This window comes from Prosthecobacter vanneervenii (assembly GCF_014203095.1).
In the GTDB taxonomy this organism is placed as follows: Bacteria; Verrucomicrobiota; Verrucomicrobiia; order Verrucomicrobiales; family Verrucomicrobiaceae; genus Prosthecobacter; species Prosthecobacter vanneervenii.
Window position 1 is genome coordinate 225,671 of the sequence record NZ_JACHIG010000005.1, and the last position, 24,275, is coordinate 249,945.

Below are 24,275 nucleotides of genomic sequence, written 5' to 3' on the forward strand. Positions count from 1 at the left end.
GGCCTAAAAGCTCGTGGCGTTCATCATTTGATCACCTCACGCTGCGTCTCCACCCAGCGCACGGCCTGGCGGATCATTTCAGCACTGGTGACAAAGCCCATCTTCTCTTTGATGTGATCGCGGTGCACCGAAACAGTCTTGGGGCTGAGATGAAGCTGTGCGGCGATCTCCTTGGCAGTCTTGCCGTGGCCAAAGAGCTCAAAGACCTGGAACTCGCGGTCGCTGAGTTTTTTCAGCGGAGACTCCGAGGAGCCGCGCGGACGCGGAGAGGCAAAGGAGGCCGCGAGATGTGCCGCCAGCTTGTCGCTCACGTACACACCGCCGTCGATCACGCGGGCGATGGCGTCCATCAGCGCGTTGCCGGGGCTGTCCTTGCTCACGTAGCCGCAGGCTCCGGCACGCAGCGCACGCGCGGCAAAGAGCATCTCATCATGCATTGAGCTGACGACGATCTTGACGCCCGGGTGCAGGGCTGCGAGGTCCTTGATGAGCTCCAGGCCGCCGCGTCCGGGCATGTTCAGGTCGGTGATGATGAGGTCGGGCTTTTCGTGCGTCACGAGGCTGATGGCATCCGCCTCATTGGTGGCGGTGCCGCAGATTTCATACTGAGGATAGGCCTGCAGCATGAAGCGGTAGCCGTTGATCACGGCGGGATGATCATCCACCAGCATGATGCGGCAGGTGCGTGCGGGAGCTTCGACGGTGTTCATGATTTGAGCGGTATTTGTACGGCGATACGTGTGCCACCAGCCGGAGGAGCGCCGTACTCCATCCTGCCGCCCATGACTTCGGTGCGGTGCTGCATGATTCGAAAGCCCAGCCCGCCACGCTCGGCCAGGCCTTCAGGCAGGCCGCAGCCGTCGTCGTCCACCTCCAGGGCCAGGGTGCCGTCGCGGCATTCCAGGCCGATGCGGATCTCCTGGGAGTCGGCGTGTTTCAGGGCATTGTTCACCGCCTCTTGCGCGATGCGGTAGAGATTGCACGCGGTGGCTTCATCCACCTCAGGGATGTGCTCGGGGCACTCAAACACACAGCGGATGCCGGAGCTGCGCGTCGTGGTTTCTGCCAGCGCCTGCATCGCCAGTTCCAGGCCCTGCTCCCACAGGGGCACGGGCGCCAGTCCATGGGAGAGGCCGCGCACCTCCGCCATGGTGTCGCGCAGGCTCTGGCTGGTCTGCTGCGCACGCTCAGCCAGGGCGGGAAATTTGGTCTGCAGCTCTTCACTCAGCCCATTCATGGCCAGGAGCACGGCGGTGAGCTGCTGGCCGATGCCGTCATGCAGCTCATGCCCGATGCGGCGGCGCTCGTTTTCCGCAGACTCGATCACGGCGCGCTCCAGCTCGATGCGCTCGCGCTCACGGTCTGCCAGGCTCTGCGTCATTTTCCCAAACGCCACGGAGAGCTCGTGCACCTCGTCTCTTCCCTCCACCCCGCTGAAGCTGATGGCCCGCCCCTCCCCAAACTCCCGTACATACCGTGCCAGCCGCTCCAGACGCCGCGCCACGCCAAAGTGCAGCGTGGCCCACAGGCTGAGGCACATGAGGGCGATCACGGATGCGGACCACGCCATGCGCTTGCGTGCATCCTCATGCGCATGCAGCACGGCATTGGCGCGGTTGTACACCAGCAGCAGCCAGTACTGCTCCTGGGATTTCACCTCGACGGGAAAGGCCGCCTGCACCATGAAGTCCACACCATCCACCGTGCCGGACTCCATCAGCACGCCGATTTTCTTGCGCGAGTGCCGCCAGGCGGTGGCTGCGGGAGACGCCTCTGCCGGGCGCCCCACCCACTGCGGGGCGGTGCTGGCCAGCACCAGGCCTTTGGCATCCACCACTGCCGCCAGGTGCAGCCAGACCTCGTGCTTCCAGCCTGAGAGGCTGTCATTCAGCGCCTTCATGTCTCCGGCCTCCAGGTGCTGGCGCAGCAGGCTCGTCAGGCGTGTGCCGGTGGCGGAGGCCTGGGTGGTCACGTCATTGAAATCGCGCTCCAGGTCGTTTCGCAGATCCAGCTCATAGTCCAGGCATGCGGAGAGCAGCCCCAGGACCAGCAGCAGGGCAGGGATGAGGAAACGTAGTGGCGGGGGAAAAGTCACTGCGGTAAAAGCGGGGCTGTCCTGTGCATGGTTGGATGCAAGGTGGTCATGGTTGGCCTCCACAGTGGCTCGTCGGGGGGCACCTTCTCAATCACCCCAGCAGGCTAATTGCACACGCTGCGGCACAGGAGGGTGCCCGGCAGCCCGGATGACGCACCTTTCCGCTGAAAAGATGCCCTCCACGGCGCGAAATCTGTGCGTAGGAGGTTAGAAATCAGCCCCCCAGCACGTATGCTCCGTCCCCCCTTTCCCTTTGACCTCCCACCCGGTTGGGGCCAAAGAACCGACCCCCGTTAATGTTGGAGAAAAAAATCAGGCTCGAGCACACCCACCGTATCTTGTTCACGAGAGAAGTCTTCGCGCCCAAGAACCACACCATCCGCGACCTCCTCAAACTCGACCAGCCGCACAAGCTGCCGCGCGTGCTCGTCTTTGTGGACCAGGCCGTCGCCACCGCCAATCAGGACCTGATCGACGACATCATGGCCTATGGCCACGTGCACGCCGACACCTTTACCATGGTGGACGACCCCATCGTCATTCCCGGCGGCGAGCCCTGCAAAAACGACTTCCGCCTCGTCGAGTGCTGCTGGGATGCCATCAACGAAGCCGCGCTGGACCGCCACAGCTACGTCTTCGTCATCGGCGGCGGCGCTGCGCTGGACCTCGTGTGCTTTGCCGCCAGCACCGCGCACCGCGGCATCCGCCATGTGCGCTTTCCCACCACCACGCTGAGCCAGGGAGACGGCGGCGTGGGCGTGAAGAATGGCGTGAACTACTTTGGCAAAAAGAACTGGGTCGGCAGCTTCTCCGTGCCCTACGCCGTGGTGAATGACTTCGCCTTCCTCGAATCCCTGCACGAGCGCGAACGCCGCAATGGCATCATCGAGGCCATCAAAGTCTCCCTCATTCGCGACCGCGCCTTCTTTGAGCAGATCGAGGCCATGGCCGACGACCTGGCCGCGCTGAAGCAGGAGGCGCTGGAAAAAGTCATCCAGCGCAGCGCCGAGCTGCATGTGGAGCATATCGCCACCGGCGGAGATCCCTTTGAGCTGGGCTCCGCCCGCCCGCTGGACTTTGGCCACTGGGCCGCACACAAGCTGGAGCAGATCTCCAAATTCTCCGTCACCCATGGCGAGGCCGTGGCCATCGGCATGGCCGTGGACCTCGTGTACTCCCGCATGCAGGGCATCCTGGATGCAGACACCTGCGAGCGCGTGCTGCGGCTGATCGAGCGCATCGGCTTTGCCACCTCATCGCCTCATCTGATGAACACCGGCCGCAGCGGCGAGCCTGCGATTCTTGAAGGACTGGAAGAATTCCGCGAGCATCTCGGCGGTGAACTCACCGTGACCCTGGTGCCGGAGATCGGCACCAAGCTGGAAGTGCATGAGATGAACCGTGTGAAGATTCTCAATGCGGTGATGGAGCTGCAGCAAAGAGCGGCTTAGTGCAGTGATGCGGGCACACCTGCCCGCATCAAAGGTCCCAGGACGATCTCAGTGCGGGCAGGAACACCCGCTCTGAACCGTCCGCAATAGACGGATGTCAGGACCGTGATGACATTCGCTGAAAAGCACGACGCGCCCCCCGGGCCTTGACGACGCACTCTGCGGTCGTCAGGAAGCCGCCCCCCATGATGGGATGGGTCGATTCTCGGAGCACGAGGGCACCCTTGACTTCGTGCATGAAGCCAGTGGCGTCACCATCCACAGAGGTCCTGGCGGATGGATCAATGATCCCGTTCAGAGCCCAAATCAGGGCGATGCGTCAAAGGCTGTCGCTGCTTTTCGCCGGTTCGGAATGGACATGGCGGCGGTGGCGATTTCCGTCTTCTTGATGGCTTCCAGGTTTCGGCGGTTTTGGCAGTACGTTTTGAGGAGCGTATTTTTTCCTGCGGCCAGGAGCGGTCAGCATACGGCCTGGAGGGAGGTTTTGTTGGTTTTGTTGGTTTTGCTGGTTCGTTTTTCAAGGAAGCGTTTTCATCCAGCCCCGCTGGTCGGTGGGCTGGCGGGGCATAGGGGTGGGGTTTTGTTGGTTTTGTTGGTTTGTTTTGAGAGCCACGACGTGTTTTTCATTCTCTCGAATGATACCAAAGGCCTTGGAAAACGGGGCTGTTCTCGATGACCTGGGCATCCGTGATGGCGTAGCCATCAAAGCCTGTAGCGAGGGGTTGAGCGTATCGACACCCCTCGTATCCGTCGCCCCCAGTGAACCCAAGGTCGCATCGCGGAGCGATGCCAGCCTCTGCGGTGCCGTGTCGAAAGAGTGCTGGCATCACTCCGTGATGCAACCCTCTTTGGCTGTACGCGGGTTCTCATCTCGAGGGGTGTCGCTACGCTCAACCCCTCGCTACAAGCTGGTATCGCTCCGCCATAACGTTTATCCCCCGAGATCCCGAGACCGTTTTCAACGGCTCGTAGTATGAGAGGACCGCCACGAAGGGATCTGGGTGGTGGAAGTGGCTGCCAGGGGTGGAGTACCTGTGGGCCATGCTCTGGCATGGGGTACCGAGGTGGGCCAGGAATATGAATTTTTATCCTTGGCATACTCTCTCTGAATGGATGCCATGAGGTGCCATCCAGCGCTGGATGGTGCTTCCTTCCCGTAGAACATCACTCAAGATGCCCTTGGATTCCATCTTGTGAATGACAAGGGAGGTGTCTTGGAGTTGGCATACCATGGTATTTCATCATGCATCATCGCATGATGTCTCCATTTCATGGAATCACCGTGCTTCTCTCACCTGGCCTGACCCTCTACGCCCTCTGATGGCAGCAGCAGCCCACCGGGCGGCGTAAAACAAAAACTCTTCCTTGGAAAACGAACCAACAAAACCAGCAAAACCAACAAAACCTCCCCTGCCCTCCCATCACCACCCCCTACAGGCGGGTTGAAAAAATTATTCTGCACTCAAAAACGTACTGCCAAAACTGCCGAAATTACCGAGGCTGGGTATTTCGGCAGTTTTGGCAGTACCTTTTGAGCGTCTGTTTTTTGTGTCGCAGCCAGGTGCGCTTTCCTCCGCGCTCCATCACAGGGAGAGTGCTGCACTCTGCTGCCACGGCATGCGTCTTCCTGCCATAGGACCAGCCCCCATGCTCTGCGCCCAAGCGGCGGCCCGCAGAAAAATCTCTCGCTGGAAAACGAACTGACAGATCTGCCCCTCTCCCGGCCTGGCTACAGCACTGCTTCATGGGGTGCCGCTTACAAGCGGCATGGTCTGCCCCTCGTGCAGATTCACAAAGGCACCGTCCACGCCCAGCCGCCGCACGCTCTGCCTTGAGCGCAGCTCCCACACGCAGCTGGAGACGACCTCATAGCCGCGTCTCTGGAGCGCTTGCACGAGCCAGCGGGTCAGCACCAGTTGATTGACCATGCAGCAGTCCCACGGCTGCCGCCGCCAGAGCGCCGCCAGGGCGGGCAGGAGGCCAAAGCGGGCCAAACGGATGTCGGGTATCAGCTGCCGCATTCTCCACAAAACACGGCTCCTGTGCGAAGCCAGGACCACCTTTTCCCATGGTAGATGCGCTGCCAGATACTCGGTCACGCAGATGAGATCTGCCTCAGTGTAATCGCCCTTGAGATGGGCGATGAGGCGCATGTGGGGGCCGATTTCCGCCAGGCACTCGCGCAGCGCGCTCTTCGTATTCCACCCAAAATGCGCGCAGTGGAATTCGCCGTCAGCAGCACGCACCACGTCGAGTTCCACATAGTCTGCTTGATGCTGTGCAGCGAGGCGCACCCCGGCAGGGCTGTTTTGCAGGCCCCGGCCCATGCCACCACGATGGGCGATGGTTTTCATGCGGTGGTCTGACTCATGGCGTGTGGCAGTGACCATCATTGTGCCTTCTCGTCAAGCGGCACATGTGAGGCGCGCTCTGACGTCGCGGCAAGCCCGTGACTCGCCCAGGCGCCGCCCTCCGAAGCGCCAAAGGCGCGGCCTAGCGCAGCCCAGGGCAGCGCCCTGGGTGTGCAGACCCACGATCCCTCTCCTCAAGGGAGAGCCCTGAAAGGGCGGACTAACTCCTGGGCCATCCGAAACCCTCCCCTCACGCGCTGCCTCAATCCCACACATACCGTTCATCAAACGGCATCTTGTGCCTGGCCAGAAACTCCCGGTACTCTTCCTGAAACGTCTTCACGCGATGGTGCTCCTCCTGATTGCGGATGTAATTCGCCACCTTGGGCACGTTGGATTCGCTCACTGAGAACGCGCCGTATCCTGCCTGCCACGCAAAGCCCGCGAGTGCTGCATTCTGCGTCTTGATCCATTTGGAGGACGATTTTTTCACGTCCTCCACCACCTGCGCCAGCGTGACCGTGCGGCCCATGTTGAAAAGCAGATGCACATGGTCCGCCACCGAGTTGATGAGCACCGCCGGGGAGTGCAGATTGGCCAGCACCGTGGCCATGTACGCATGCAGATCCGGACGCACCGAGGCGGACAGGCAGGGAACCCGTTCCTTCGTGGAGAAAATCAGGTGGATGTAGAGGTTCGCGAGCGATTGCGGCATGGGCGGGGGCGATGCGCTTTGAAGGGCCGGGAACGTATAGAATTAGGCCGCCCCTTCAGGGCTCCCGCAATAGAACTGGGAAACGGGTGATGGCAAACCCAGGGCGTTGCCCTGGGCTACGCTAGGCCGCACCTTTGGTGCTGGGGGATGGGGGGGGGCGGTTGGGACGACGGGCTGCGCCGTGCCTATCTGCCAATGCAATGCGAAAGCAGGCACCTCTCGAGGCAGGAATTTGTCAATTATTTGCAAGCTGAACTCATTCCTATCTCACTGTCATTTACTTAATTGTGTCGAGATTCTCAAGATTCATCGGCCCAGAGAAATTACGTGAGTAAAAGTTGTGCCACCGGGAGCTATCTAAGCGCTTATGGCCGGCTAATACGGATTCACGCAATATTTTCGCATCTGCTATTCCCGTAATAGTAGCAAGACTTTGAAAGTTTTTGTGTTGTGCTGCTCTGATGAAGAATGGGAATTCCGAAGAGAATTCAGCGTAGTGCATCAACTGGGGATACCATTGCGTTTCTGGTGTTATGAAAGCCATTAACAAAGTTAACAGATCTGCTTGGATGATATCGGAAAATGGGAGATCTTTTCGTGTTGCGTGACGTTTGATTAATGCAGCCGCAGGACTGTAAAGCGTATGTCCTTTGGGGGCCAAGACAGCGTTTAAGGTTCCTGAGCTGCTATAAAAATCGTCGAACTTGTTAAAGCGTTCGGATCCATACCGATCCGTCGATGGACGGAGATAATGAGACGTATATATATTGTTTAAGTCGCTATAAGCGCGAGTTTTTATCAGCGAGGCTATTATGTAAAGAAAAGTCTCATAGACAAATAGCTTGGCAGCCTCAAACCATACTTCGTTCCATGTTGTCACTTCTTCCGGGCGAGCTTTAATTTCGAGGAGGCGTTCAAGCAAATATATTAATGACTCACTAAAGTCACTCGATGGAGTTGTCCCTGCCTCGAGTAAGACCCAATCTACAATTAGGTCACGAATTGGGATGAGTTTGGCACAATCCTCCAAAACCTTTTCTCCAAAATTGTTCAGGTTAGGTTCTTTCCTGACTCGCATTGCGTCAGCATATGCGATGCACTGATCGAGAAACTCTGAACGATACATTCTAAGGCCTGGCTTTCCCTGAAGTATTGCTTGTCGCAAAGTGGAAAATTTAGCGAGGGCGGGTGTGCTTGGGACCTTGCTTTCCTGGGTAATGAAAGCTGGTGCTTTTCCAAGCTGCGGCTTTTCGTGAAGTGGTTTCCCATATAAAAGCCGGACCAATCTCTCCCAATTACTGTTGACAGCTTCAGGGCTTGAGAAGTCTATCCAAATACGTGTTTCCAAAAACACAGGCAAGCATGGGTTGTCGGAATCTTTGAAATCACAGACGATGGGAATAAACTTAGATTGTTCGACTTTCTCGTAAACTTCTTTCGAGATGATCTGTGACTCAGTGCCAACCCCTTTTCGACGAGTGTTAGCTTTGTCAGTATATGACTTGTCAGATATCACAAGAACATGTGTGACTTCTGCGTCTGTTACCATGCGTTCCATGAACGCATATTTGTCCTGTCCTTCCTTGAGGTCATAGAGGTCCAGCACAACATTGATGCCGTCAGCGAGTAATCGATCCGCCCATTCTTTTACTCGTTCCTGGTGCGACTGACTTGCCCAACTGTAAGAAATAAAAACTTTCGGCGTCATATGATTGCTCGGATTTAATGCTATTAGATTGCAAATTGATTCAATCAAACAAAATTAAATCATAAGTTTATTGCTTAATTTACAATGTGCGAAATTGGGATTTTGCAGTGACTGCTTGGCAATCACGGCAATTGTTTTTATACAAAAACAAAAAACGCCTTCCCCATCACGGAGAAGGCGTTCGTTGTTTCTAGATGCTTCCTTGGCCTGAGGGCTCGATGGTGCGCTTTCGCGCTTCACCTTACAGCCCCGCAATCGGGTGCAGGTTGTCTTTGCACCACTGGCCGTTCTGCTTGGTCACGCCATCGGGATCGTCCACGGCGCAGTGGGCTTCGTCTTCGCAGATGATCCAGCCGGAGTAGTTGCGGGCGACGAGCCATTCGGTGATCTTGTGGAAGTCGAGCTTGCCGGTACCCATCTGGGCCCAGGGCTCGGCGCCGTTGCCGGAGAAGTCCTTGTAGTGAATGTGGTTCACCAAGTGCTGCCACTTGTTGAGGGTGGCGATGACGTCCATGCCGCCGCGAATGATGTGGCCCACGTCGGGGGTCCAGCCGGTGACTTTGGGGTCGAGGCTGCTGAGGACGACGTCGTAGTCTTCCTGAGTGCGGACGAGGGAGGCGGGCGGGGAGTTGGGGTGGTAGGAGCAGACGAGGCCGGCATCGTGCGCGCGCTGGGAGACGGCGTTGATGTTTTTGGCCACGTTGAGGCGGCGCTTCTGCAGGTCCTTGGTGCGGCCGGAGGGCAGAGTCACGGTGCCGAGCATGGCGCCGGGGAAGTGCTTGAGGTAGTTGATGGTGAAGTCGGCGGCTTCACGCTCGTTGGGGGCTTCGGTTTCGCCGTCCCAGGCGCAGACGAGGGCCAGGCCGCAGAGCTTCATGTTGTACTGCTGCAGGGTGTCCTTCATTTTGATGGGGTCGATCTGCGGGCCAAGCCAGTACTTGGAGCAGCCGAGGGCGCTCTGGGAGATCTCCAGCACCATCGGTTCGATGCCGGTGAAGCCTGCTTCTGAGGCGACCTTGATCATGTGGTCGAGCTTGTTGTCGTAGCCTTTGCCGGTCCCCTGCATGAACCAGGTGTAGACCTCGGAGCCGAATTGGATTTTGCCCATGGGTGGTGTGTGGTTGTTGGATTTTGCGTTTCTAGATGGAAATCACCCCGGCCTGTTTTTTAGAGAAAAGAAACCGGAGGCGCGGCATTGGAGACGAACGAGCGCGGACTGTCCAGTGGCAAAGTGGTGCGTGTAGTGCGAAGGTAGGGGCGCTGTGGGGACGTTCGTTTTTGCCGCAGGGGGGCAGAGAGGCAGAGGGGGCGGAGGTTTGGAACTTCCCAAATCAAAAATCGATGGCTCGACAATCGTCAATCTTTCCGGCTCCAGAGCGTCCTGGCCGCACGTGATTGACGATCCATCCTACGCAGTTCCTGCTACGGAGGACACGTTGTCGAACAATCGATTGCCGATTTGAGAGGTGCCGATCGCAGCCCTCACGGTGCCTCCGGCGGCGGGGGCAGTCCGGCGGGGATGTCGGGGGTGTCACGGTGGCGGATGTCGTGGGCGATCTCGGCGATGACGTTGGTGCTCTCGTGCCGCTTGGTTTTGGTGAGCTTGAGCGGCAGGCGCAGGGTGCCGCGTGTGAGGCCGCTGCGGCGCATCACGGCCACCTCGGCCTCCAGGGTGATCTGGCGCTGCTTGCGGTCGTCCAGCTTGATGTAGGGGCCCAGCAGGAGGGTGGCGCGGGTGGTGGTGGCGGTCTGGGTGGGGGCAAAGGTGGGGCGGCCCATGAAGCCACGGGGCTGCATGGCGGCATCAAAGCCCTCCGTGCCGGTGAGGCGCAGGCTTTTGACCTCAAACCACTGCTGATCCCCCGGCTGGCCAAAGGCGTGCAGGCGCACCTGGTAGGGGCCCACCTCGGAGATCAGGGCACCGCCCACCACCATGGCGCTGAGGGCCACGCCGGACTCGGTGCCCTTGGGGATGAATTCTGCCCGGAAGGCCGCGCCGCCCACCTGGGGAGCGGGGCCGGTGGCCTGGTAGTCGTAGTGCGTGGTGTAGGTGTGGATGCAGCTGGGCAGCAGCAGCAGGGCCAGTGAGCAGAGCAGGAGGCGCATGCCGCCAGATAGCAGGCGGGTGGAGGGCGAAGCGAGCGCGAAATGCGGGCAAAACTTCAGAAAACTAAAATAACCAGCAGCATTGACATTATTTGCAATATTCAATATAATTACAATAACATGCCCTTCCCTCGTCTTCTCACCCTGCTCGCCGCTCTGGCCCTGCCTCTGGGCACGGCACAGGCGCTGACATGGAATGAGACGCTGAATGGGGAACTGTCTGGCAATGGCAACTCCCCTACCCTGGTGGGCACCCTGGACCCGGGGGACAATTTCTTCTCCGGCACCATGGGCTCCCTGGGCGGCACCGGGCCGCTGGACGCCGACATCTGGAATTTCACCATCGCACCGGGATACGCGCTCACAGGCATCAATCTGTACGGCTACTCCGCAGCCAGCGGCAGTCTCACCAATGAGTCCTTCATGGCCATCGCCAACGGGGGCACCATCAATACCTCCGACCCCTCCCTGCACCTGAGCAATGCGCTCTGGGGCTATGCCACGGACGGCTTTGGCAATACCTACAATGACCTGCTGGCGCTGCTGGACGCAGGGCCGGACTTTGGCGGCATCGGGTTCAATGGGCCGCTGCCCGCTGGCAACTACACCTTCTGGATCCAGGAGGGCTCAGACCAGATCACGTACAATATCGACTTCGTCACCTCCCCGGTGCCGGAGCCAGGCAGCGCACTGCTGCTGGGCACGGCGGGGCTGTGGCTGCTGCGCAGGCGCAGACGGTAGATGGGTTTGCAAAGCAGGGCGGCAGCGGCTAAGGCGGGCGGCACATGATTCGGAATCTATTGTTCGACTGGTCCGGGACGCTGGTGGATGACCTGCCGGGAGTGATCTCCGCCGTGAATGGCATGCTGCGCACCGCCGGTGCGGCGGAGCTGACGCGGGAGGAATTCCGTGCGCGCTTCCGCCTGCCCTACACCGAATTCTTTGCCGAGGTGCTGCCAGACGTGCCGCTGCAGCGCCTGCAGCAGCTCTACCTGGAGCACTTCACCCACGCGCATGAGGACCTGCACCTGCTGCCGCATGCGCTGGAGTTCATCCAGTACGCCGCCGCCACCGGCCGCCGCATGGTGGTGCTGAGCAGCGCCCCGCTGGAGCACGTGACCGCCCAGGCCCAGGCGCTGGGTGTGCGGGATGCCTTTGAGCTGCTGCGCTGCGGTGTGGTGGACAAGCGGGAGGAAATCCACGGCCTGCTGGCAGACCTGGACATGGCCCCGGAGGAGACCGCCTTCATCGGCGACATGCGCCATGACATCGATGCCGGACGCGCCGCCGGGGTGGTGAGCATCGCCACCTGCACGGGGTATGAGACGGCAGCCCAGCTGCTGACCTCCGGGCCGGACATGCTGGTGCCAGATCTCTCCCGCCTGCCCGCACTGCTGGGCGGCCTAGGCGCGGCTGACAAGGCCTACCCCGTGGCCACGGTGGGCGCGCTGATTTTAAATGAGGCAGGCGAGCTGCTGCTGATCCGCACGCACAAATGGAGTCACCGCTGGGGCATCCCCGGCGGCAAGATCAAGCGCGGGGAAACCTGCGAGGAGGCGCTGATCCGTGAGATCCAGGAAGAAACCGCCCTGACGCTGAAGGACATCGCCTTTGTGATGGTGCAGGACTGCATCGAGCCGCCCGAGTTTCAGCGCTCCGCCCACTTCCTGCTGCTCAACTACATCGCCCGCTGCACCGAGGCGCAGCCGCAGGTGGTGCTGAATGAGGAGGCGCAGGCCTTCCGCTGGGTGCCTCTGGCCGAGGCGCTGGAGATGGACCTGAACATCCCCACGAGGGTGCTCATTGATGAGTGTGTGCGGAAAGGGCTGCTGGGAAAGGCACAATGACGAATGATGAAATCCGAATGACGAAATAATGCCGAAGCTCGAATGACAAAGCGCGCCGCGTAGCAGGATGGCCGGCCCCCGTGCTCCGAGACCTCACACGCGTTGTTTCGGCATTCGTCATTATTTCGTCATTCGGGCTTACTCATTCGTCATTCTTTGCGCTAAGTACTCCTCCACGCCCATCGGCCCCACCCCATGCTTTCTCCTGACGAAATCCGCATCTCCGCCCTGCGCCTGACCACCTTCATCGGTGTGCCGGAGGAGGAGCGTGCCGCCAGCCAGGTGCTGGAGGCGGACATCACCCTGCGGGTGGCGCGGCGGTTTGAGGAGATGAAGGACGACATCGCTGCCACGATCGACTACGCCGCCGTAGCGCTGCGCATGCGGGAGCTGGCAGGGGCCCGGCCCCGCAGGCTGATCGAGACGCTGGCCGCCGAGATGGCCGCGTGCGCGCTGGAGGAGTTTGGCGCGGCGGGGGTCAGCATCGAGCTGCGCAAGCACATCCTGCCCGGCACCGACCACGTGGCCGTGCGCCTGACGCGCGGCGAGTGAACGGAAACCCGCGCCGGAGGTCTGAGACTTCGATCTTGCCAGCCTGAACCACCGCGCCTAGTATCGCGGCTCATCGAGAATTCCAATTCCGCCCAACAATGACTTTCCTGCGCCTGCCATTTGCTGCTCTGACTGCATCCATTGTCCTCGCATCGTGCGGGTTCGGTGGAGAGCACTACGATTCCAAATACCCCACCGTCTCTCAGCAGGATGCCTATGACGTGAGCTGGGGACTGCCTGCGCGCAAAGCACGCGGCAATCCCAAGCTGCGCTATCAGGTCAATTCCCGCGCCGAGCAGGCTGCCAGCTCCGCCCCTGCAGCTCCGGCCGCACTCGCCCCCGCTCCTGCGGCAGCACCTGCCGCTGCACCCGCAGCCGCCCCCGCCCCGATCAATCCCGTCGCCCCGGCTGGCCTGCGCTAAAAACACAGGAAGGTTTCCTTTTTCTCAATGGATCGTCACGTAAAGCCCCTGCTTCTGACCTGCCTTCTGGCTCTGGGTTGCCACTCCGCACTCCACGCCCAGACCCTGAACGCCCCCCAGTCCCTGCGCGACGGCATCCGCCCTGCGGAGGCTAAGGCCAAGGATGAAAAGGACATGGTGGCCGCGGCTCCTGCTGCCGCGCCCTCCACCACGCAGGAGGTGGACAAGCTGGCTGAGGAGGCGCAGAAGTCCCTCTTCCAGTCTGTGGACAAATCCTCCTCAGGCTCAGCCCCCACCACGACCACCTTCTCCGGTCCCCTGCGCCTCCCTGCGCAGCGCCTGGAAGACCCCTCCCTCTGGGCCAAGGATTCGGTGCACAAGCTCGCGGTGATGGAAGTGGCACTGGGCGGCTCCAAGGAGACCGTGATGATCGAGCTCTTTCCCAATGACGCGCCGCAGACGGTGAACAACTTCATCGACAAATGCGACAGCGGCTTCTACAAAGGCTTGGCCTTCCATCGTGCCATCGAGGGCTTCATCGTCCAGACCGGAGACCCGCTGACCTCCGATGAATCCGCCCGCACCAAGTGGGGCACCGGTGGCGAGGACAAGACCCTCCCTGCCGAGATCAAGCTGCCGCACCGCATCGGAGCCGTGGCCATGGCCCGCCGCTCTGACAAGGTCAATCCTGAGCGCCGCTCCAATGGATCGCAGTTCTACATCACCCTCGGCAACTACAAGGCTCTCGAAGGCAATTACACCGTCTTTGGCCAGGTGGTCTCAGGCTTGGAAACCATCAAGCGCATCTCCCTCATGCCGGTGGACGCCAACGACTGCCCGGTGGCCCGCATCGAGATCAAGTCCATCAAGGTGGTGAATCAAAAAGGCCCCATGCAGCTGCCCACCATGACCGCCCAGGAAGGCGCACGCTACGTCAAGCCCGACGCCGCCCGCAGCATGGTTGGCCGCATCTTCCGCCACATCTGGTAAGACAGGCCTCTCAAGGCAGGGCTGGCTTTCCACACCAGCCGCGAGAGGTCATGTGGCATGCGAATGGCATAGCACATGTTCTCGGAGAGCGCGGCGTGCTTTCCGGCATGTAGGTTGGGGTGTGTTTGGCGTCCAAGCCCCTCTTTATCGCACGAACACCTCCTCGCCAAACCGCCCGACCACGAGGACGCTCCTGCCCCTCAGTATTTGCAGCACGCTGATGGACGGGCGGGCTAGCGCCACACCCATCCCACTTCTCAGAGTGGGCTAAAAACCAACACTCTCCGCTACTCCACCCACAGCCGCTTGGCCTTGCGGCGCAGGTGCTTGTCCTCGGGCAGGTTGATCTTGGCAGGGCCGTCCGCAGCCAGCATGCTCAGCGCGGCATCGATCACCTCGTACTCGACGCCTGGCAGCTCCCACACCTCGCGCAGCCAGAAGGCAAACACGCGTGAGGACACCGCCGGGTGCAGCGCCAGCAGCTCTGGAGAGATGACCAGGGAGCGGTCCTCCAGCACGCGGCCCTCCGCTGTCAGAAAGTCCATGGCCTGCCGCTGCAGCGCGTCGTCATCCTGCTCCGCCAGCGTGGCCAGGCGCAGCATCTGCGGCACCACATCGCGGGCGCAGATGTCATTGAGCAAAGGCAGCGCCTCATGCCGCAGTCGGTTGCGCCGGTATTTGGGCGAGGTGTTGCTGGAGTCCTCGCGGAACTTGGCGCGCTTGGACTTGAGGTAGGCATCGATCTCGCTGCGCCGCACGTGCAGCAGCGGGCGCACCAGATGCAGGCCGGAGTCCAGCCGCTGCACCGTGTGCATGCCCGCCAGCCCCGCCATGCCGCTGCCGCGGCAGAGGTTTCCCAGGATCGTCTCCGCCTGATCCTCCGCATGATGGGCCAGCAGCACCACCCACACGTCATATTTTTCCGCCATGCGCAGCAGAAAGCCGTGCCGTGCCTCGCGTGCCGCCATCTCGGTGGAGATGCGCTTCTTTTCCGCCACGGCGGCCACGTCCTCGGCCTCGATCTCGCACTTCAGCCCCAGCTTCTTGGCCAGACGGCGCACAAAGGCTGCGTCGTCGATCGACTCCTTGCCCCGCAGGCCGTGGTTCAGGTGGCAGAGGATCAGCTCGGTAAACCCGGCGTCCCGCAGCAGATGCAGCAGCGCCACCGAATCTCGCCCGCCAGAAATCGCGAGCATCACAGGCTCATTAGGATGACAGGCAGCGGGCAGGTTCAGATGGATCTCAGGCACAGCGGGAATTCTTAACGAACTCACGGCATCAATCCATCAGCAAAGATTACCAAAAAGTGAAATGTCATCCAGCCTTGCGGTAAGCCGTGGTTTCGACACCTTGCACGCCCCCTTCCCATCATGGCCACCAAGCAAACCACCCCTGGCATCTGTTATCTCGTCGGCGCCGGTCCCGGCGATCCCGGACTTCTCACGCTCAAAGGGAAGGAATGCATCGAGGCCGCCGATGTGCTGGTCTATGACTACCTCTGCAACCCCGAGCACCTGCGCCATGCCAAGCCCGGCACCGAGCGCATCTACGTGGGCAAGAAAGCTGGCGACCACACCCTCAAGCAGGATGAGATCAACGCCCTCATCGTCAAGCTCACCACCGAGGGCAAGACCGTCACGCGCCTGAAGGGCGGCGACCCCGTGCTCTTTGGCCGTGGGGCCGAAGAGGCCGCCGAGCTGCGCGCTGCGGGCGTGAAGTTTGAGATCGTCCCCGGCATCACCTCCGCCATCGCCGGGCCTGCGTATGCCGGCATCCCGGTCACACACCGCTCCCACGCCTCCCAGCTCACCATCTTCACCGGCCACGAAGACCCCACCAAGCCGGACACCTCTCTCGACTACGCCAAGCTGGCGCAGGCAGACGGCACCAAGGTCTTTCTCATGGGCGTGGAACGCATCGACGAGATCACGCGCGAATTCATCAAGCACGGCGCCAGCCCGGACACCCCCATGGCCCTCGTGCGCTGGGCCACGCACAAGCACCAGCAGACGCTCGTGGCCACGCTGGCCACCATGGCCGCCAAGGTCAAGGAAGTCGGCTTCAAAGCACCCGCCGTCGCCGTCGTCGGAGACGTGGTGACCGAGCGCCCTGAGCTGAACTGGTTTGAAGACCGCCCGCTGTTTGGCAAAAAGATCGTCGTCACCCGCACCCGTGCCCAGGCCAGCGTGCTGAGCCGTCAGCTCTCCCAGCTCGGTGCAGACGTCATCGAGATCCCCACCATCCGCATCGCCCCGGTGGAGGACCAGTATTCCTTTGGCGAGCTGGTGCAGGACTGCCACACCTACGACTGGATCATCTTCACCAGCCCGAACGGCGTGGACGCTTTCTTCACCATGTTTGACAAGCTCTACAACGATGCCCGCAGCATCGGTGGGGCGCGCATTGCGTGCATCGGACCCGGCACGGCGGAAAAGCTCAAGGCCCGCCATCTGGCCGTGGACCTCATGCCCGACAAAAAGAACTACGTGGCCGAGGGCCTGGTCAAAGCCTTCAAGGACCACCAGAACATGGAAAACGTGAAGGTGCTGTGGGTGCGTGCTGCGGAGACGCGCGAGGTCATCGCCAACGAACTCAGCGGCATGGGTGCCATCGTGGACGAATGCCTCGCCTACCGCACCGTGGCCGAGACCGAGGACAACCTCGAAGCCCTCGCCCGCCTCAAGGAAGAAGGCGCGGACATGATCACCTTTACCAGCGCCTCCACCTTCGAGCATTTCCTCAATCTCAAGGTCGATCTCCCTGAAGGCATCAAGATCGCCAGCATCGGCCCCATCACCAGCGCCGCCATCAAAGCCCACGGCTTCAAGGTGGACGTGGAAGCCACCGAAAACAGCATCCCCGGGCTGGTGGCAGCGGTGGAGAAGTACTGGAAGTAGGCGTGGCGAAAATGCCAGCATAGGGGGCCGCACAACGCGAAGCCAGCCGAAGGCAATCCTCTGTGCGGCTCGCAAGCATGCTGATGAACAAGCTGCAATCCTCCTGCGTAACAGCCGCAGACGGGTCTGTGGAAGCCATTCTGCGGCCCGAGTCCCCAGCCACAGGATCGACAATGTCGCCGCCATCCTTTGCCCCTCACTGCCCCAGCCCCTGCAGCAGCGTGCTCAGCTCCGGCCCGATGCGGCGCAGCTGCTCGCGGTGCAGGGCGGAGAGCTCCTCCAGCACGGCCTCCCCACGGCTCGTGAGGCGGATGTTCACGCAGCGGCGGTCCTCGGCGGAGGCCACACGCTGCACCAGCTTTTCCAGCACCAGCCGGTCCACCAGCCCCACCGCGCTGTGGTGCTTGATCTGCAGGCGTTCCGCCAGCTCACCGATCGTCACATAATCCCGCCCTGGAAACCCCTTGATGGCCAGCAGCGCCTGATGCTGCTGCGGTGTCAGTCCTGCCGCGCCGGCAGCCTCCTCGCTGAAGCGCAAAAACTTCCGCAGCGAAAAGCGGAAGGCCGCCAGGCTTTCGTACTGCGATTTGGAGATGGGTCTGCGGTTGGGCATCATGGCAGTTGAAGCATTTTTCGGGCCTAGCAGGCCATCCCCGTTTGACATATATCGCATTACGATATTATTTCCAGCAGCAATCAACCCCCAGGAGCCGCCACCCCATCATGCTGCTCATCATCAAATCCCTGCTTCTGAAGCTCCTCATCGCCGCCATGGCCGGAGGTGCCATCTATGCCTTGTGCTGAGCCGCGCCCCTTCCGCTGCTTCCGCGATCCGCTCTTTCTGACGGGCTGCGCCGCCTACAGCGCCAACCGCTTCCTCATCAAGCCGTATGCTGCGCCCGGCTTCCTGATGTTTCACTTCAATGACCTTTGGCTCATCCCCTGCGTGCTGCCCCCGGTGCTCTGGCTGCATCAGCGCCTCGGCCTGCGCACTCCGGGGGCACCGCCGCAGATGACAGAGATCGTGGGGCATCTGGTCTTCTGGTCCCTGCTGTTTGAGTGGATCCTGCCACGCCTCATCCCCGGCAGCACCGGAGATCTGGCAGACGTGGCTGCCTACAGCACAGGGGCGCTCCTGGCCGCCCTTTGGTGGCGGCACCACTACGCCTCCTGCCCTGCCGCCACACATGGCAGCCGGGCCTGAGCCCCGCGCCAGACACGCGCTCACCGGCCTCCGCAGTCTTCCACCCACCATGTCCGTCTCTCCTATCCGCCGCTGGCTTGGCATCGAGCTCATCGAGATCAGCCTCACGGAAAAAGCAGTCTCCGCCCTCGGCGGCGCGCTTGCCATCCTGGCCTTGATCGCCATCTCCACCAGCGCCCTGCCAGCGGGCGGTGCGCCTGTCATCATCACCTCCATGGGAGCCAGCGCCGTGCTGCTCTTTGGCATGCCACACGGGCAGCTCTCCCAGCCGTGGCCGGTCCTCGCCGGGCATGGCATCTCAGCGCTCATCGGCGTCCTCTGTGCGCAGGGCATCTCTCATCCCGCCCTTGCCGGAGCCTGCGCCGTGGGTCTTTCCATCGGAGCCATGCAGCAGCTCAAATGCCTCCATCCGCCCGGAGGCGCCACCGCACTCACCGCCGTGCTCGGTGGCGAGTCCGTCCGGCAGCTCGGTTTTGGCTTCGTGGTCTTTCCCGTGCTGGCCAATGCCACCGTCATGGTGCTGCTGGCCGCGCTGATCAACTACGCCTTCCGCTGGCGGCGCTACCCCAATGCCCTCCACCAACCCGCCCAGTCACGTGCAGCCGTAGTTCCGCCACCCACACACGAAGACATCCTGGCCGCACTGCGCTCTCTCGACTCCTTCGTGGACATCAGCGAGGACGACCTCATCCGGCTGGTGGAACTGCTGCGAAATCATCCCGGTAGGAATGGATGAAAAGACACAACAAATTCACAAGTGCCCGGTCGGCGGATGCCTGCGAAGCTTTTTTTCAAAGCCCCGAATGATCAGATGCTCGCTGCTGTTCACACTCAGTGCATCGATGGTGGCCCGCCCAATGGCTGTAATGCCCTTCAAGCGGAACGCCATCCATCGAAAATGCTGGTTCCAAGAATCTTCACGGGGATGAAACAACCGCACGCTGCGGCCGGTCTGGGGGTCCCTGGCTTGCACGCGTGCACCTTTCCGAAGCGAACAGTGAATACAGGCCAGTGCGAGATTCTCCATCAATGTCTCGCCACCAGCAGACTGCGGCAGCACATGATCCACATGAAAAGTCGCCGCCTGACCGATCTGCGAAAGCCCGCAGTACTCGCAGCGATTTTTTGCCCGCCGGGCCACACGCTTGCGCAGGCTCTCAGGGACGGCTATGCAGTCAATCCTTCAAAGTTTTGACCTGCGCACCCAGTTTCAGGATCGAAAGGGTCGTGGCCATTTGCACGAGGGCGTCCGCCTCCTTTTTTTCTCCCGACGTGAGCCGCCCTTTGCGGCCTTGCTCATCAAGCAGGAACTGCAGCCGTTCATCCAGCGCCTTGGGGAAACGCAGGTTGGCCAGCTTGCTGGGCATCGGCACAGTGAGTTGAACAGTTCGGCTCATAAGCTGGCTCATGGTAAGACATACACCCGACGAAGCAACGTTTTCATGCTTTCCCCCGCTTCGTCATCACCGTGATGATGAGGGTGAAGAAGCACATCACGACGGAAAACAGCGGGAACTGCAGCGCAGGCGGCAGGCTGTAAACCAGTGCCAGCGCAGGGATCCATACCAGCCAGTTGGTGATCAGCACCGTGGGGCAGGTACGCGTCCAGAATTCGCGGTCCAGCGTGGGCCGCGTGCGCGCCCAGGAGCCGCCCAGCTCCACCCAGCGCAGCGCGATGATGTAGGTGGGCACAAACCACACCGGACTCATCACAAACTGGTCCACCAGCACCTTCTTGAGCAGCGTGGCGGCATCATGCCCGCCACCAAAAAGCCAGGTCTGCAGATGGTAGAAGAGATCGATCTCCATGCCGCGATACCCCCAGAAGAGCATGAGCAGCAGCAGCCTCTTTCCACGGCCCTGCTGCTCCAGCGTGCCCATGAAAAACTGGATGGCCGTGGGCAGCAGCGCCGCAGCAAACATCGTGGAGGCGCACGAAAAGCCAAAGGACCACCGTGTCTTGAAAGCAGCCAGCGATTCCCAAAAGCCCGCCAGCGCCGGCACCTGGTAGTAGCTGACCACCAGCGCCACCGCGATGGTATTGAGCACAAGACACGGCGTGCGATTCTGACGAAACACTGCACCGATGGTGGAAAAAATACCGGGGGCGGAATCTGGCTGGGCGGACATGAATGAGAGTAAAAAGTGTACGGCGGAGAGGATGATTACGGCTCTTCTCCAAAGAACCTCTGCCGCAATTCAGCGCCCACGCCCTGCTCGGTCAGCTTCAGCAGCGCCTGGTTCAGCCGCTCGCGCAGCGGGCTGTCCTGCTGCAGCGCAAAGGCGTAGTTCTGCCGCTCAAAGATGGGTCCCACCATCTGCAGCTTGTCATCGTGCAGCTTGCCCGCCTCGTATTTGAGCACCGGCGCGTCATACACGACCGCATTCACCTCTTCTTTCTTCAGCGCCTCGATGCATGCCGCAGCATCGGCCGCAGTCACCACCTTGGCGCCTTTGATGTTGAGCCAGTTTTCTGCCGTGCTGCCCTTCACCGTGGCCACCTTGCGCCCGGGCAGATCGGCGGGGCCGTTGATGTCACCCTTGAGCGTGTTGATCGTCAGCGTGGTGGTGAAAGACGCCGTGAGCAATGACACCAGCACCGTGGCCGAGAGCATCCAAACGATGGCCACAATGCGCCCGCCCACACCCACCGGCCCTTTGTTGTCGGCACCGCCCACCAGCAGCGTGCTGATCGTCCACCAAAACGACTCCCAGATGCCCGACTTGTACTCCTTGGGCCACATGTCGCTGTTGATCCGATGCTCAAACTTCCACACGAGATGGGAGATGAGAAACATGGCCGCCATCAGCAGCAGAAACGCGCCGATAAGCTCCAGATTGAACAAGTTTTTGACGATGGCCAGGATGTTGTCGGCAAAGCTGCCGCTGGCGGAAGCGACCAGCACCTGCAGCCCCGACTCGTAAAACGGCTGCGAGAAATCGATGACCTCCTCGCGCTTTGAAGTCACGCTGATGGCCCCCACGCCCACATCCGCCGTTTTGTTCTTGAGCGCATCGATCACCTCCTGCGCGCTGCCCACCACCTGCACCTCGTAGTCCAGCTTCATCTCGCGTGCCAGCTGCTCCCACAGCTCCGCCGCATAGCCCGCACGCCGGCCGCCTTTATCAAACGAAAACGGCTCCAGGTTGCGTGTCACCACACGGATCTTTCCGCCGCTGGCTGCAGTCTCCACCGCCTGCGCTGCGGCAGAGGAGGCCAAGCTGAACAAACAAACCACCGGGAGGAGCAGGAGCCAGAGACGCATAAAGGGTGCCGCCACACTGCCGCGCCCTCCGCCCCCGTCAATACGATCCCCCCCGGCGCTGCTTTGCAGGCTTGCGACGGCGCTGCGTCTGCCCATTCATGCCGCATGACCCCTGAGCTGTACCAGCAGATCCTCGCCCACGGAGCCGCCGTGAATCTTTCCGCGCATGCCAAATTCCGCCTCACCGGAGCGGACCGCACCCGCTACCTCAATGGCCAGGTGACCAATGATGTGCGCCGTGCCAAGACAGACGCCGCCCTCTACGCCTGCGTGACGGATGCCAAAGGCCGCATCGCCGCAGACATCCACATTCATGCCCACGACGACACCCTGCTGCTGGATGCCGAGCCCGACCTACGCGAGCCCCTCGGCATGCGCCTGGAGCGCTACATCGTGGCCGATGATGTGGAGCTGACCGACGTCACCGATGACTGGCAGCTCTGGCATGTCTGGAGTGATGCGAGCACTCCTGCCCGCAATGAAGGCCTTCTTTCTCAAGAGGCCGCCCACACTCACGCCCTGCACACCAACCGCTACGGCGCACCCGGCCTGGACCTCTGGCTGCCAGCCTCCGCTGCCGCACCCACCTTTGACGCACTCCCTGTCCTGAGCGCGCACGATCTCGAAGCCTGGCGCATCCTGCAGCACATCCCGCGCTGGCCGCACGAGCTGAATGCCGAGACCTTCCCTCCTGAGGCCGGTCTGGAAAGCACGGCCATGGACTTCGCCAAAGGCTGCTACATCGGCCAGGAGGTGCTCTCCCGCATCAAGACCACCGGCAAGATGCCCCGCGAGCTGATCTCCTTTGAATCCGCCGCAGCAGTGCAGGCCGGAGACGAGCTCTGGCTCGAGAAAGCCGTGGGCACCGTCACCAGCGTCACCCAACATCCTGTCACAGGCCGCAGCATAGGTCTGGCAATGATCCGCCAGGGCACGGCCAAAGAGAGCCTGCGTGTCGGCAGCAGCAACGGTGCACTGTTGATGAGAAGCTGAACTTCCACCATTGAAACACCACTCTCTTTGAGAGTGGTGCGCAGGGAGGGGATCGAACCCTCGATTCGATACAAGGGGGTGTATTTAACCTTTTTGTTCCCATTTCACTAGGAGAGTAGATTTGCGGGAACATGGCTGGACATCCCGGGATGTTCCCACAATGTTCCCACATGGCCAGCGTCTTTACCCGTCCCGGTTCCCTTTTCTACTACGCCGCTTTTCGGCTGCCCACCAAGGATGCCAGTGGCAACAAGGTGTGGAAGCTAAAGAAGCAGGTCACAAAAATCGCTGTTCCAACGGGCCTTCGGGAGCAGGAGAAAGCCCAGCAGGAAGCGCTCAAGGTGGCATTGGAGTTTGAAAGGAACGCATTCACTGAAGCAGGAGCAGGCGAGAAAGGTTCTCAGCGCATCCTCGCAATCCTTCGTGAAGCTGGCGATCTTGCCGCACAGAAGCGCCTCACCGCAAACCTTGGACGTGATTTCATCCGCAGGCTGGTGGAGGCCAGCACCGGGGAGGCACTGCCCGCAGAAAAGACGATTTCAGGCTGGTTCAGTGAGTGGCTTAAGCAGAAGTCAGGCACCACCAAAGCCGCCACACAGGCGCGTTACAAGGCCAGCATGAAGGCCATTATTACTTACTTGGGCGAAGAGCAGGCAGCGCTCCCTCTCGACTCTCTCACCATCGGAAAACTGCGCGAGTTCCGCGACAAGCTCAAAGCCGAGGGACGCACGGCCAAGACCACCAACCACTACCTCAAAGACGTGAACAGCGCCCTCCTCGCCGCAGCCAAGGAAGGCCATATCCAGCGCTCTCCCGCTGAAAATCTGGAGCCACTGCCCGAGGAGGATTCCACCAGCCGAGAGCCGTTCACCTTTGCTGAAATTGCCAAACTTCTCGCCGCCGCACCTTCTGAGGACTGGCGGGGTGTAATTTTGCTAGGCACCTTTGGAGGAATGCGTCTGGGCGATGCCGCCCAGATCACACGTGGCTGCATCGACCTTCAAGACAGAGTCATTCGTTTCAAACCGCAGAAGACCGCACGCAAAAAGGAGGCCCGAAAAGCCGCGATCATCCTGCCCATGCACGCCGAACTTGTGCGTTATTTTCAAGGCATCGACCTCCCCGCCGATTTGACGGCACCCGTTTTCACTTCCCTCTCCCGTGTCAGTATTGCGGGCAACAACGGCCTTTCAGCGCGCTTTGTGCGCATCATGGAAGACGCTGGCATATCACGTGGCCAGACTCGCGACCATGTCGAAGGCAAGGCGGGCAGGTCTTCTCACGCCCGCTCCTTTCACAGCACCCGCCACACGTTCAACAGCAGCATGTTCAATGGCGGCGTCTCGCAGGAATTACGCATGAAGATCGTTGGTCATGCCGACGCCAAAACAAACGAAAGCTACACCCACGCCGAACTCTCCGCCCTGCGAAAGGCGGTGGATGCCGTTCCAGGGCTCAAGTTGAAGAAGGCCAAGGGGTAAATTGAGGGTCTGTCGATGTCCAAGAAAGTTTCTGCTTGCATTTTGACTGACTCCCCCTGACCCCCTTCTCTATCCTGATTGACGTGGAGAACGCATGAAGGGTCAGTTTTACATCTCGCCGCAAGGACTGTGAATAACGCCGGAGGCAAAAGATGCGCAAAACATCCATAGCCAGCCCGCTCTGATGCAAACTACAG

The 24,275-nt window shown here is 60.8% G+C and carries 25 protein-coding genes; 12 read left to right on the plus strand and 13 right to left on the minus strand.

Annotation, left to right across the window (positions count from 1 at the left end):
* Positions 1-23: 23 nt before the first annotated feature.
* The gene (locus HNQ65_RS13190) at positions 24-710 is read right to left on the minus strand and encodes a response regulator (protein WP_184340013.1); all 687 of its coding nucleotides are present in this window, start codon (positions 708-710) and stop codon (positions 24-26) included.
* Positions 707-2,095: an ATP-binding protein gene (locus tag HNQ65_RS26975; protein WP_184340014.1), complete on the minus strand. Its 1,389-nt coding sequence runs from the start codon at positions 2,093-2,095 to the stop codon at positions 707-709. The genes HNQ65_RS13190 and HNQ65_RS26975 overlap by 4 nt, the downstream gene beginning before the upstream one ends.
* 296 nt (positions 2,096-2,391) lie before the next feature.
* Between HNQ65_RS26975 and HNQ65_RS13200 the strand changes: the two genes are divergently transcribed.
* Together HNQ65_RS13200 and HNQ65_RS13205 are read left to right on the plus strand one after the other, a co-directional pair.
* Positions 2,392-3,546, plus strand: a complete 1,155-nt coding sequence (locus tag HNQ65_RS13200; RefSeq protein WP_184340015.1) for a 3-dehydroquinate synthase — start codon at positions 2,392-2,394, stop codon at positions 3,544-3,546.
* Between the two features lie 193 nt (positions 3,547-3,739).
* Positions 3,740-4,222: a hypothetical protein gene (locus tag HNQ65_RS13205; protein WP_221306155.1), complete on the plus strand. Its 483-nt coding sequence runs from the start codon at positions 3,740-3,742 to the stop codon at positions 4,220-4,222.
* 1,066 nt (positions 4,223-5,288) lie between these two features.
* Here HNQ65_RS13205 and HNQ65_RS13210 read toward each other — a convergent pair.
* From HNQ65_RS13210 to HNQ65_RS13230, 5 genes are all read right to left on the minus strand, one after another.
* Positions 5,289-5,900, minus strand: coding sequence for a glycerophosphodiester phosphodiesterase (locus HNQ65_RS13210; protein ID WP_184340017.1), 612 nt, complete (start codon positions 5,898-5,900; stop codon positions 5,289-5,291).
* A gap of 259 nt (positions 5,901-6,159) precedes the next feature.
* Complete coding sequence (gene tnpA, locus HNQ65_RS13215; protein WP_184340018.1) at positions 6,160-6,612, minus strand: IS200/IS605 family transposase; 453 nt, start codon at positions 6,610-6,612, stop codon at positions 6,160-6,162.
* Positions 6,613-6,889: 277 nt separating this feature from the next.
* On the minus strand, positions 6,890-8,320 hold the full coding sequence (locus HNQ65_RS13220; protein WP_184340019.1) for a toll/interleukin-1 receptor domain-containing protein: 1,431 nt from the start codon (positions 8,318-8,320) through the stop codon (positions 6,890-6,892).
* Between the two features lie 241 nt (positions 8,321-8,561).
* Positions 8,562-9,428, minus strand: coding sequence for a sugar phosphate isomerase/epimerase family protein (locus HNQ65_RS13225; protein ID WP_184340020.1), 867 nt, complete (start codon positions 9,426-9,428; stop codon positions 8,562-8,564).
* A 374-nt stretch (positions 9,429-9,802) separates the two neighbouring features.
* Entirely contained in the window at positions 9,803-10,426 is a 624-nt protein-coding gene (locus tag HNQ65_RS13230) for a hypothetical protein (protein ID WP_184340021.1), read from the minus strand.
* A gap of 120 nt (positions 10,427-10,546) precedes the next feature.
* On the opposite strand from HNQ65_RS13230, the gene HNQ65_RS13235 reads away from it, so the two are divergent.
* From HNQ65_RS13235 to HNQ65_RS13255, 5 genes are all read left to right on the plus strand, one after another.
* The gene (locus HNQ65_RS13235; protein ID WP_184340022.1) at positions 10,547-11,167 is read left to right on the plus strand and encodes a PEP-CTERM sorting domain-containing protein; all 621 of its coding nucleotides are present in this window, start codon (positions 10,547-10,549) and stop codon (positions 11,165-11,167) included.
* Between the two features lie 44 nt (positions 11,168-11,211).
* Complete coding sequence (locus tag HNQ65_RS13240; protein ID WP_184340023.1) at positions 11,212-12,273, plus strand: NUDIX domain-containing protein; 1,062 nt, start codon at positions 11,212-11,214, stop codon at positions 12,271-12,273.
* A gap of 195 nt (positions 12,274-12,468) precedes the next feature.
* Positions 12,469-12,825, plus strand: a complete 357-nt coding sequence (locus HNQ65_RS13245; RefSeq protein ID WP_184340024.1) for a dihydroneopterin aldolase — start codon at positions 12,469-12,471, stop codon at positions 12,823-12,825.
* 98 nt (positions 12,826-12,923) lie between these two features.
* Positions 12,924-13,247, plus strand: coding sequence for a hypothetical protein (locus tag HNQ65_RS13250; protein WP_184340025.1), 324 nt, complete (start codon positions 12,924-12,926; stop codon positions 13,245-13,247).
* A 27-nt stretch (positions 13,248-13,274) separates the two neighbouring features.
* On the plus strand, positions 13,275-14,237 hold the full coding sequence (locus HNQ65_RS13255) for a peptidylprolyl isomerase (protein ID WP_184340026.1): 963 nt from the start codon (positions 13,275-13,277) through the stop codon (positions 14,235-14,237).
* 287 nt (positions 14,238-14,524) lie between these two features.
* Here the strand turns inward: HNQ65_RS13255 and tilS are convergent, their stop codons facing one another.
* Positions 14,525-15,433: a tRNA lysidine(34) synthetase TilS gene (gene tilS / locus HNQ65_RS13260; protein WP_184340027.1), complete on the minus strand. Its 909-nt coding sequence runs from the start codon at positions 15,431-15,433 to the stop codon at positions 14,525-14,527.
* A 174-nt stretch (positions 15,434-15,607) separates the two neighbouring features.
* Between tilS and cobA the strand changes: the two genes are divergently transcribed.
* On the plus strand, positions 15,608-17,134 hold the full coding sequence (cobA, locus tag HNQ65_RS13265; RefSeq protein ID WP_184340028.1) for a uroporphyrinogen-III C-methyltransferase: 1,527 nt from the start codon (positions 15,608-15,610) through the stop codon (positions 17,132-17,134).
* A 196-nt stretch (positions 17,135-17,330) separates the two neighbouring features.
* Here cobA and HNQ65_RS13270 read toward each other — a convergent pair whose 3' ends face one another.
* Entirely contained in the window at positions 17,331-17,750 is a 420-nt protein-coding gene (locus tag HNQ65_RS13270) for a MarR family winged helix-turn-helix transcriptional regulator (RefSeq protein ID WP_184340029.1), read from the minus strand.
* Positions 17,751-17,924: 174 nt separating this feature from the next.
* Here HNQ65_RS13270 and HNQ65_RS13275 point away from each other — a divergent pair, with 174 nt between their 5' ends.
* The gene (locus tag HNQ65_RS13275; RefSeq protein WP_184340030.1) at positions 17,925-18,338 is read left to right on the plus strand and encodes a hypothetical protein; all 414 of its coding nucleotides are present in this window, start codon (positions 17,925-17,927) and stop codon (positions 18,336-18,338) included.
* Between the two features lie 49 nt (positions 18,339-18,387).
* Entirely contained in the window at positions 18,388-19,074 is a 687-nt protein-coding gene (locus HNQ65_RS13280; RefSeq protein WP_184340031.1) for an HPP family protein, read from the plus strand.
* A 15-nt stretch (positions 19,075-19,089) separates the two neighbouring features.
* On the opposite strand, the gene HNQ65_RS13285 is transcribed toward HNQ65_RS13280, so the two are convergent.
* Genes HNQ65_RS13285 through HNQ65_RS13300 form a run of 4 tightly spaced genes read right to left on the minus strand, consistent with a single transcriptional unit; the run spans position 19,090 to position 21,604 of the window.
* Positions 19,090-19,479 carry an HNH endonuclease gene (locus HNQ65_RS13285; protein WP_221306156.1) on the minus strand — a complete coding sequence of 130 codons (390 nt, stop codon included), beginning with the start codon at positions 19,477-19,479 and terminating at the stop codon, positions 19,090-19,092.
* A 34-nt stretch (positions 19,480-19,513) separates the two neighbouring features.
* Complete coding sequence (locus HNQ65_RS13290) at positions 19,514-19,735, minus strand: hypothetical protein (protein ID WP_184340032.1); 222 nt, start codon at positions 19,733-19,735, stop codon at positions 19,514-19,516.
* A gap of 43 nt (positions 19,736-19,778) precedes the next feature.
* Positions 19,779-20,468 (minus strand): Mpv17/PMP22 family protein, encoded by a 690-nt coding sequence (locus HNQ65_RS13295; RefSeq protein WP_184340033.1) that lies wholly within the window; start codon positions 20,466-20,468, stop codon positions 19,779-19,781.
* Positions 20,469-20,503: 35 nt separating this feature from the next.
* A complete protein-coding gene (locus tag HNQ65_RS13300; RefSeq protein WP_221306157.1) occupies positions 20,504-21,604 on the minus strand; it encodes a transporter substrate-binding domain-containing protein in 1,101 nt (366 codons plus the stop codon).
* A 105-nt stretch (positions 21,605-21,709) separates the two neighbouring features.
* On the opposite strand from HNQ65_RS13300, the gene ygfZ reads away from it, so the two are divergent.
* Positions 21,710-22,597, plus strand: coding sequence for a CAF17-like 4Fe-4S cluster assembly/insertion protein YgfZ (gene ygfZ, locus HNQ65_RS13305; RefSeq protein ID WP_184340035.1), 888 nt, complete (start codon positions 21,710-21,712; stop codon positions 22,595-22,597).
* 170 nt (positions 22,598-22,767) lie between these two features.
* Positions 22,768-24,078 carry a tyrosine-type recombinase/integrase gene (locus HNQ65_RS13310; protein ID WP_184340036.1) on the plus strand — a complete coding sequence of 437 codons (1,311 nt, stop codon included), beginning with the start codon at positions 22,768-22,770 and terminating at the stop codon, positions 24,076-24,078.
* Positions 24,079-24,275: the final 197 nt, after the last annotated feature.

Coding starts and splice junctions, on each gene's coding strand:
- HNQ65_RS13220 (WP_184340019.1), bottom strand. CDS start 8,320: ATGACGCCGAAAGTTTTTATTTCTTACAGTTGGGCAAGTCAGTCGCAC.
- HNQ65_RS13270 (WP_184340029.1), bottom strand. CDS start 17,750: ATGATGCCCAACCGCAGACCCATCTCCAAATCGCAGTACGAAAGCCTG.
- HNQ65_RS13210 (WP_184340017.1), bottom strand. CDS start 5,900: ATGAAAACCATCGCCCATCGTGGTGGCATGGGCCGGGGCCTGCAAAAC.
- ygfZ (WP_184340035.1), top strand. CDS start 21,710: ATGACCCCTGAGCTGTACCAGCAGATCCTCGCCCACGGAGCCGCCGTG.
- HNQ65_RS13255 (WP_184340026.1), top strand. CDS start 13,275: ATGGATCGTCACGTAAAGCCCCTGCTTCTGACCTGCCTTCTGGCTCTG.
- HNQ65_RS13295 (WP_184340033.1), bottom strand. CDS start 20,468: ATGTCCGCCCAGCCAGATTCCGCCCCCGGTATTTTTTCCACCATCGGT.
- HNQ65_RS13225 (WP_184340020.1), bottom strand. CDS start 9,428: ATGGGCAAAATCCAATTCGGCTCCGAGGTCTACACCTGGTTCATGCAG.
- HNQ65_RS13250 (WP_184340025.1), top strand. CDS start 12,924: ATGACTTTCCTGCGCCTGCCATTTGCTGCTCTGACTGCATCCATTGTC.
- HNQ65_RS13205 (WP_221306155.1), top strand. CDS start 3,740: ATGGGTCGATTCTCGGAGCACGAGGGCACCCTTGACTTCGTGCATGAA.
- HNQ65_RS13280 (WP_184340031.1), top strand. CDS start 18,388: ATGTCCGTCTCTCCTATCCGCCGCTGGCTTGGCATCGAGCTCATCGAG.
- HNQ65_RS13230 (WP_184340021.1), bottom strand. CDS start 10,426: ATGCGCCTCCTGCTCTGCTCACTGGCCCTGCTGCTGCTGCCCAGCTGC.
- HNQ65_RS13290 (WP_184340032.1), bottom strand. CDS start 19,735: ATGAGCCGAACTGTTCAACTCACTGTGCCGATGCCCAGCAAGCTGGCC.
- tnpA (WP_184340018.1), bottom strand. CDS start 6,612: ATGCCGCAATCGCTCGCGAACCTCTACATCCACCTGATTTTCTCCACG.
- HNQ65_RS13190 (WP_184340013.1), bottom strand. CDS start 710: ATGAACACCGTCGAAGCTCCCGCACGCACCTGCCGCATCATGCTGGTG.
- HNQ65_RS13200 (WP_184340015.1), top strand. CDS start 2,392: ATGTTGGAGAAAAAAATCAGGCTCGAGCACACCCACCGTATCTTGTTC.
- HNQ65_RS13235 (WP_184340022.1), top strand. CDS start 10,547: ATGCCCTTCCCTCGTCTTCTCACCCTGCTCGCCGCTCTGGCCCTGCCT.
- HNQ65_RS13275 (WP_184340030.1), top strand. CDS start 17,925: ATGCCTTGTGCTGAGCCGCGCCCCTTCCGCTGCTTCCGCGATCCGCTC.
- HNQ65_RS13240 (WP_184340023.1), top strand. CDS start 11,212: ATGATTCGGAATCTATTGTTCGACTGGTCCGGGACGCTGGTGGATGAC.
- tilS (WP_184340027.1), bottom strand. CDS start 15,433: ATGCTCGCGATTTCTGGCGGGCGAGATTCGGTGGCGCTGCTGCATCTG.
- HNQ65_RS13300 (WP_221306157.1), bottom strand. CDS start 21,604: ATGCGTCTCTGGCTCCTGCTCCTCCCGGTGGTTTGTTTGTTCAGCTTG.
- cobA (WP_184340028.1), top strand. CDS start 15,608: ATGGCCACCAAGCAAACCACCCCTGGCATCTGTTATCTCGTCGGCGCC.
- HNQ65_RS13310 (WP_184340036.1), top strand. CDS start 22,768: ATGGCCAGCGTCTTTACCCGTCCCGGTTCCCTTTTCTACTACGCCGCT.
- HNQ65_RS13245 (WP_184340024.1), top strand. CDS start 12,469: ATGCTTTCTCCTGACGAAATCCGCATCTCCGCCCTGCGCCTGACCACC.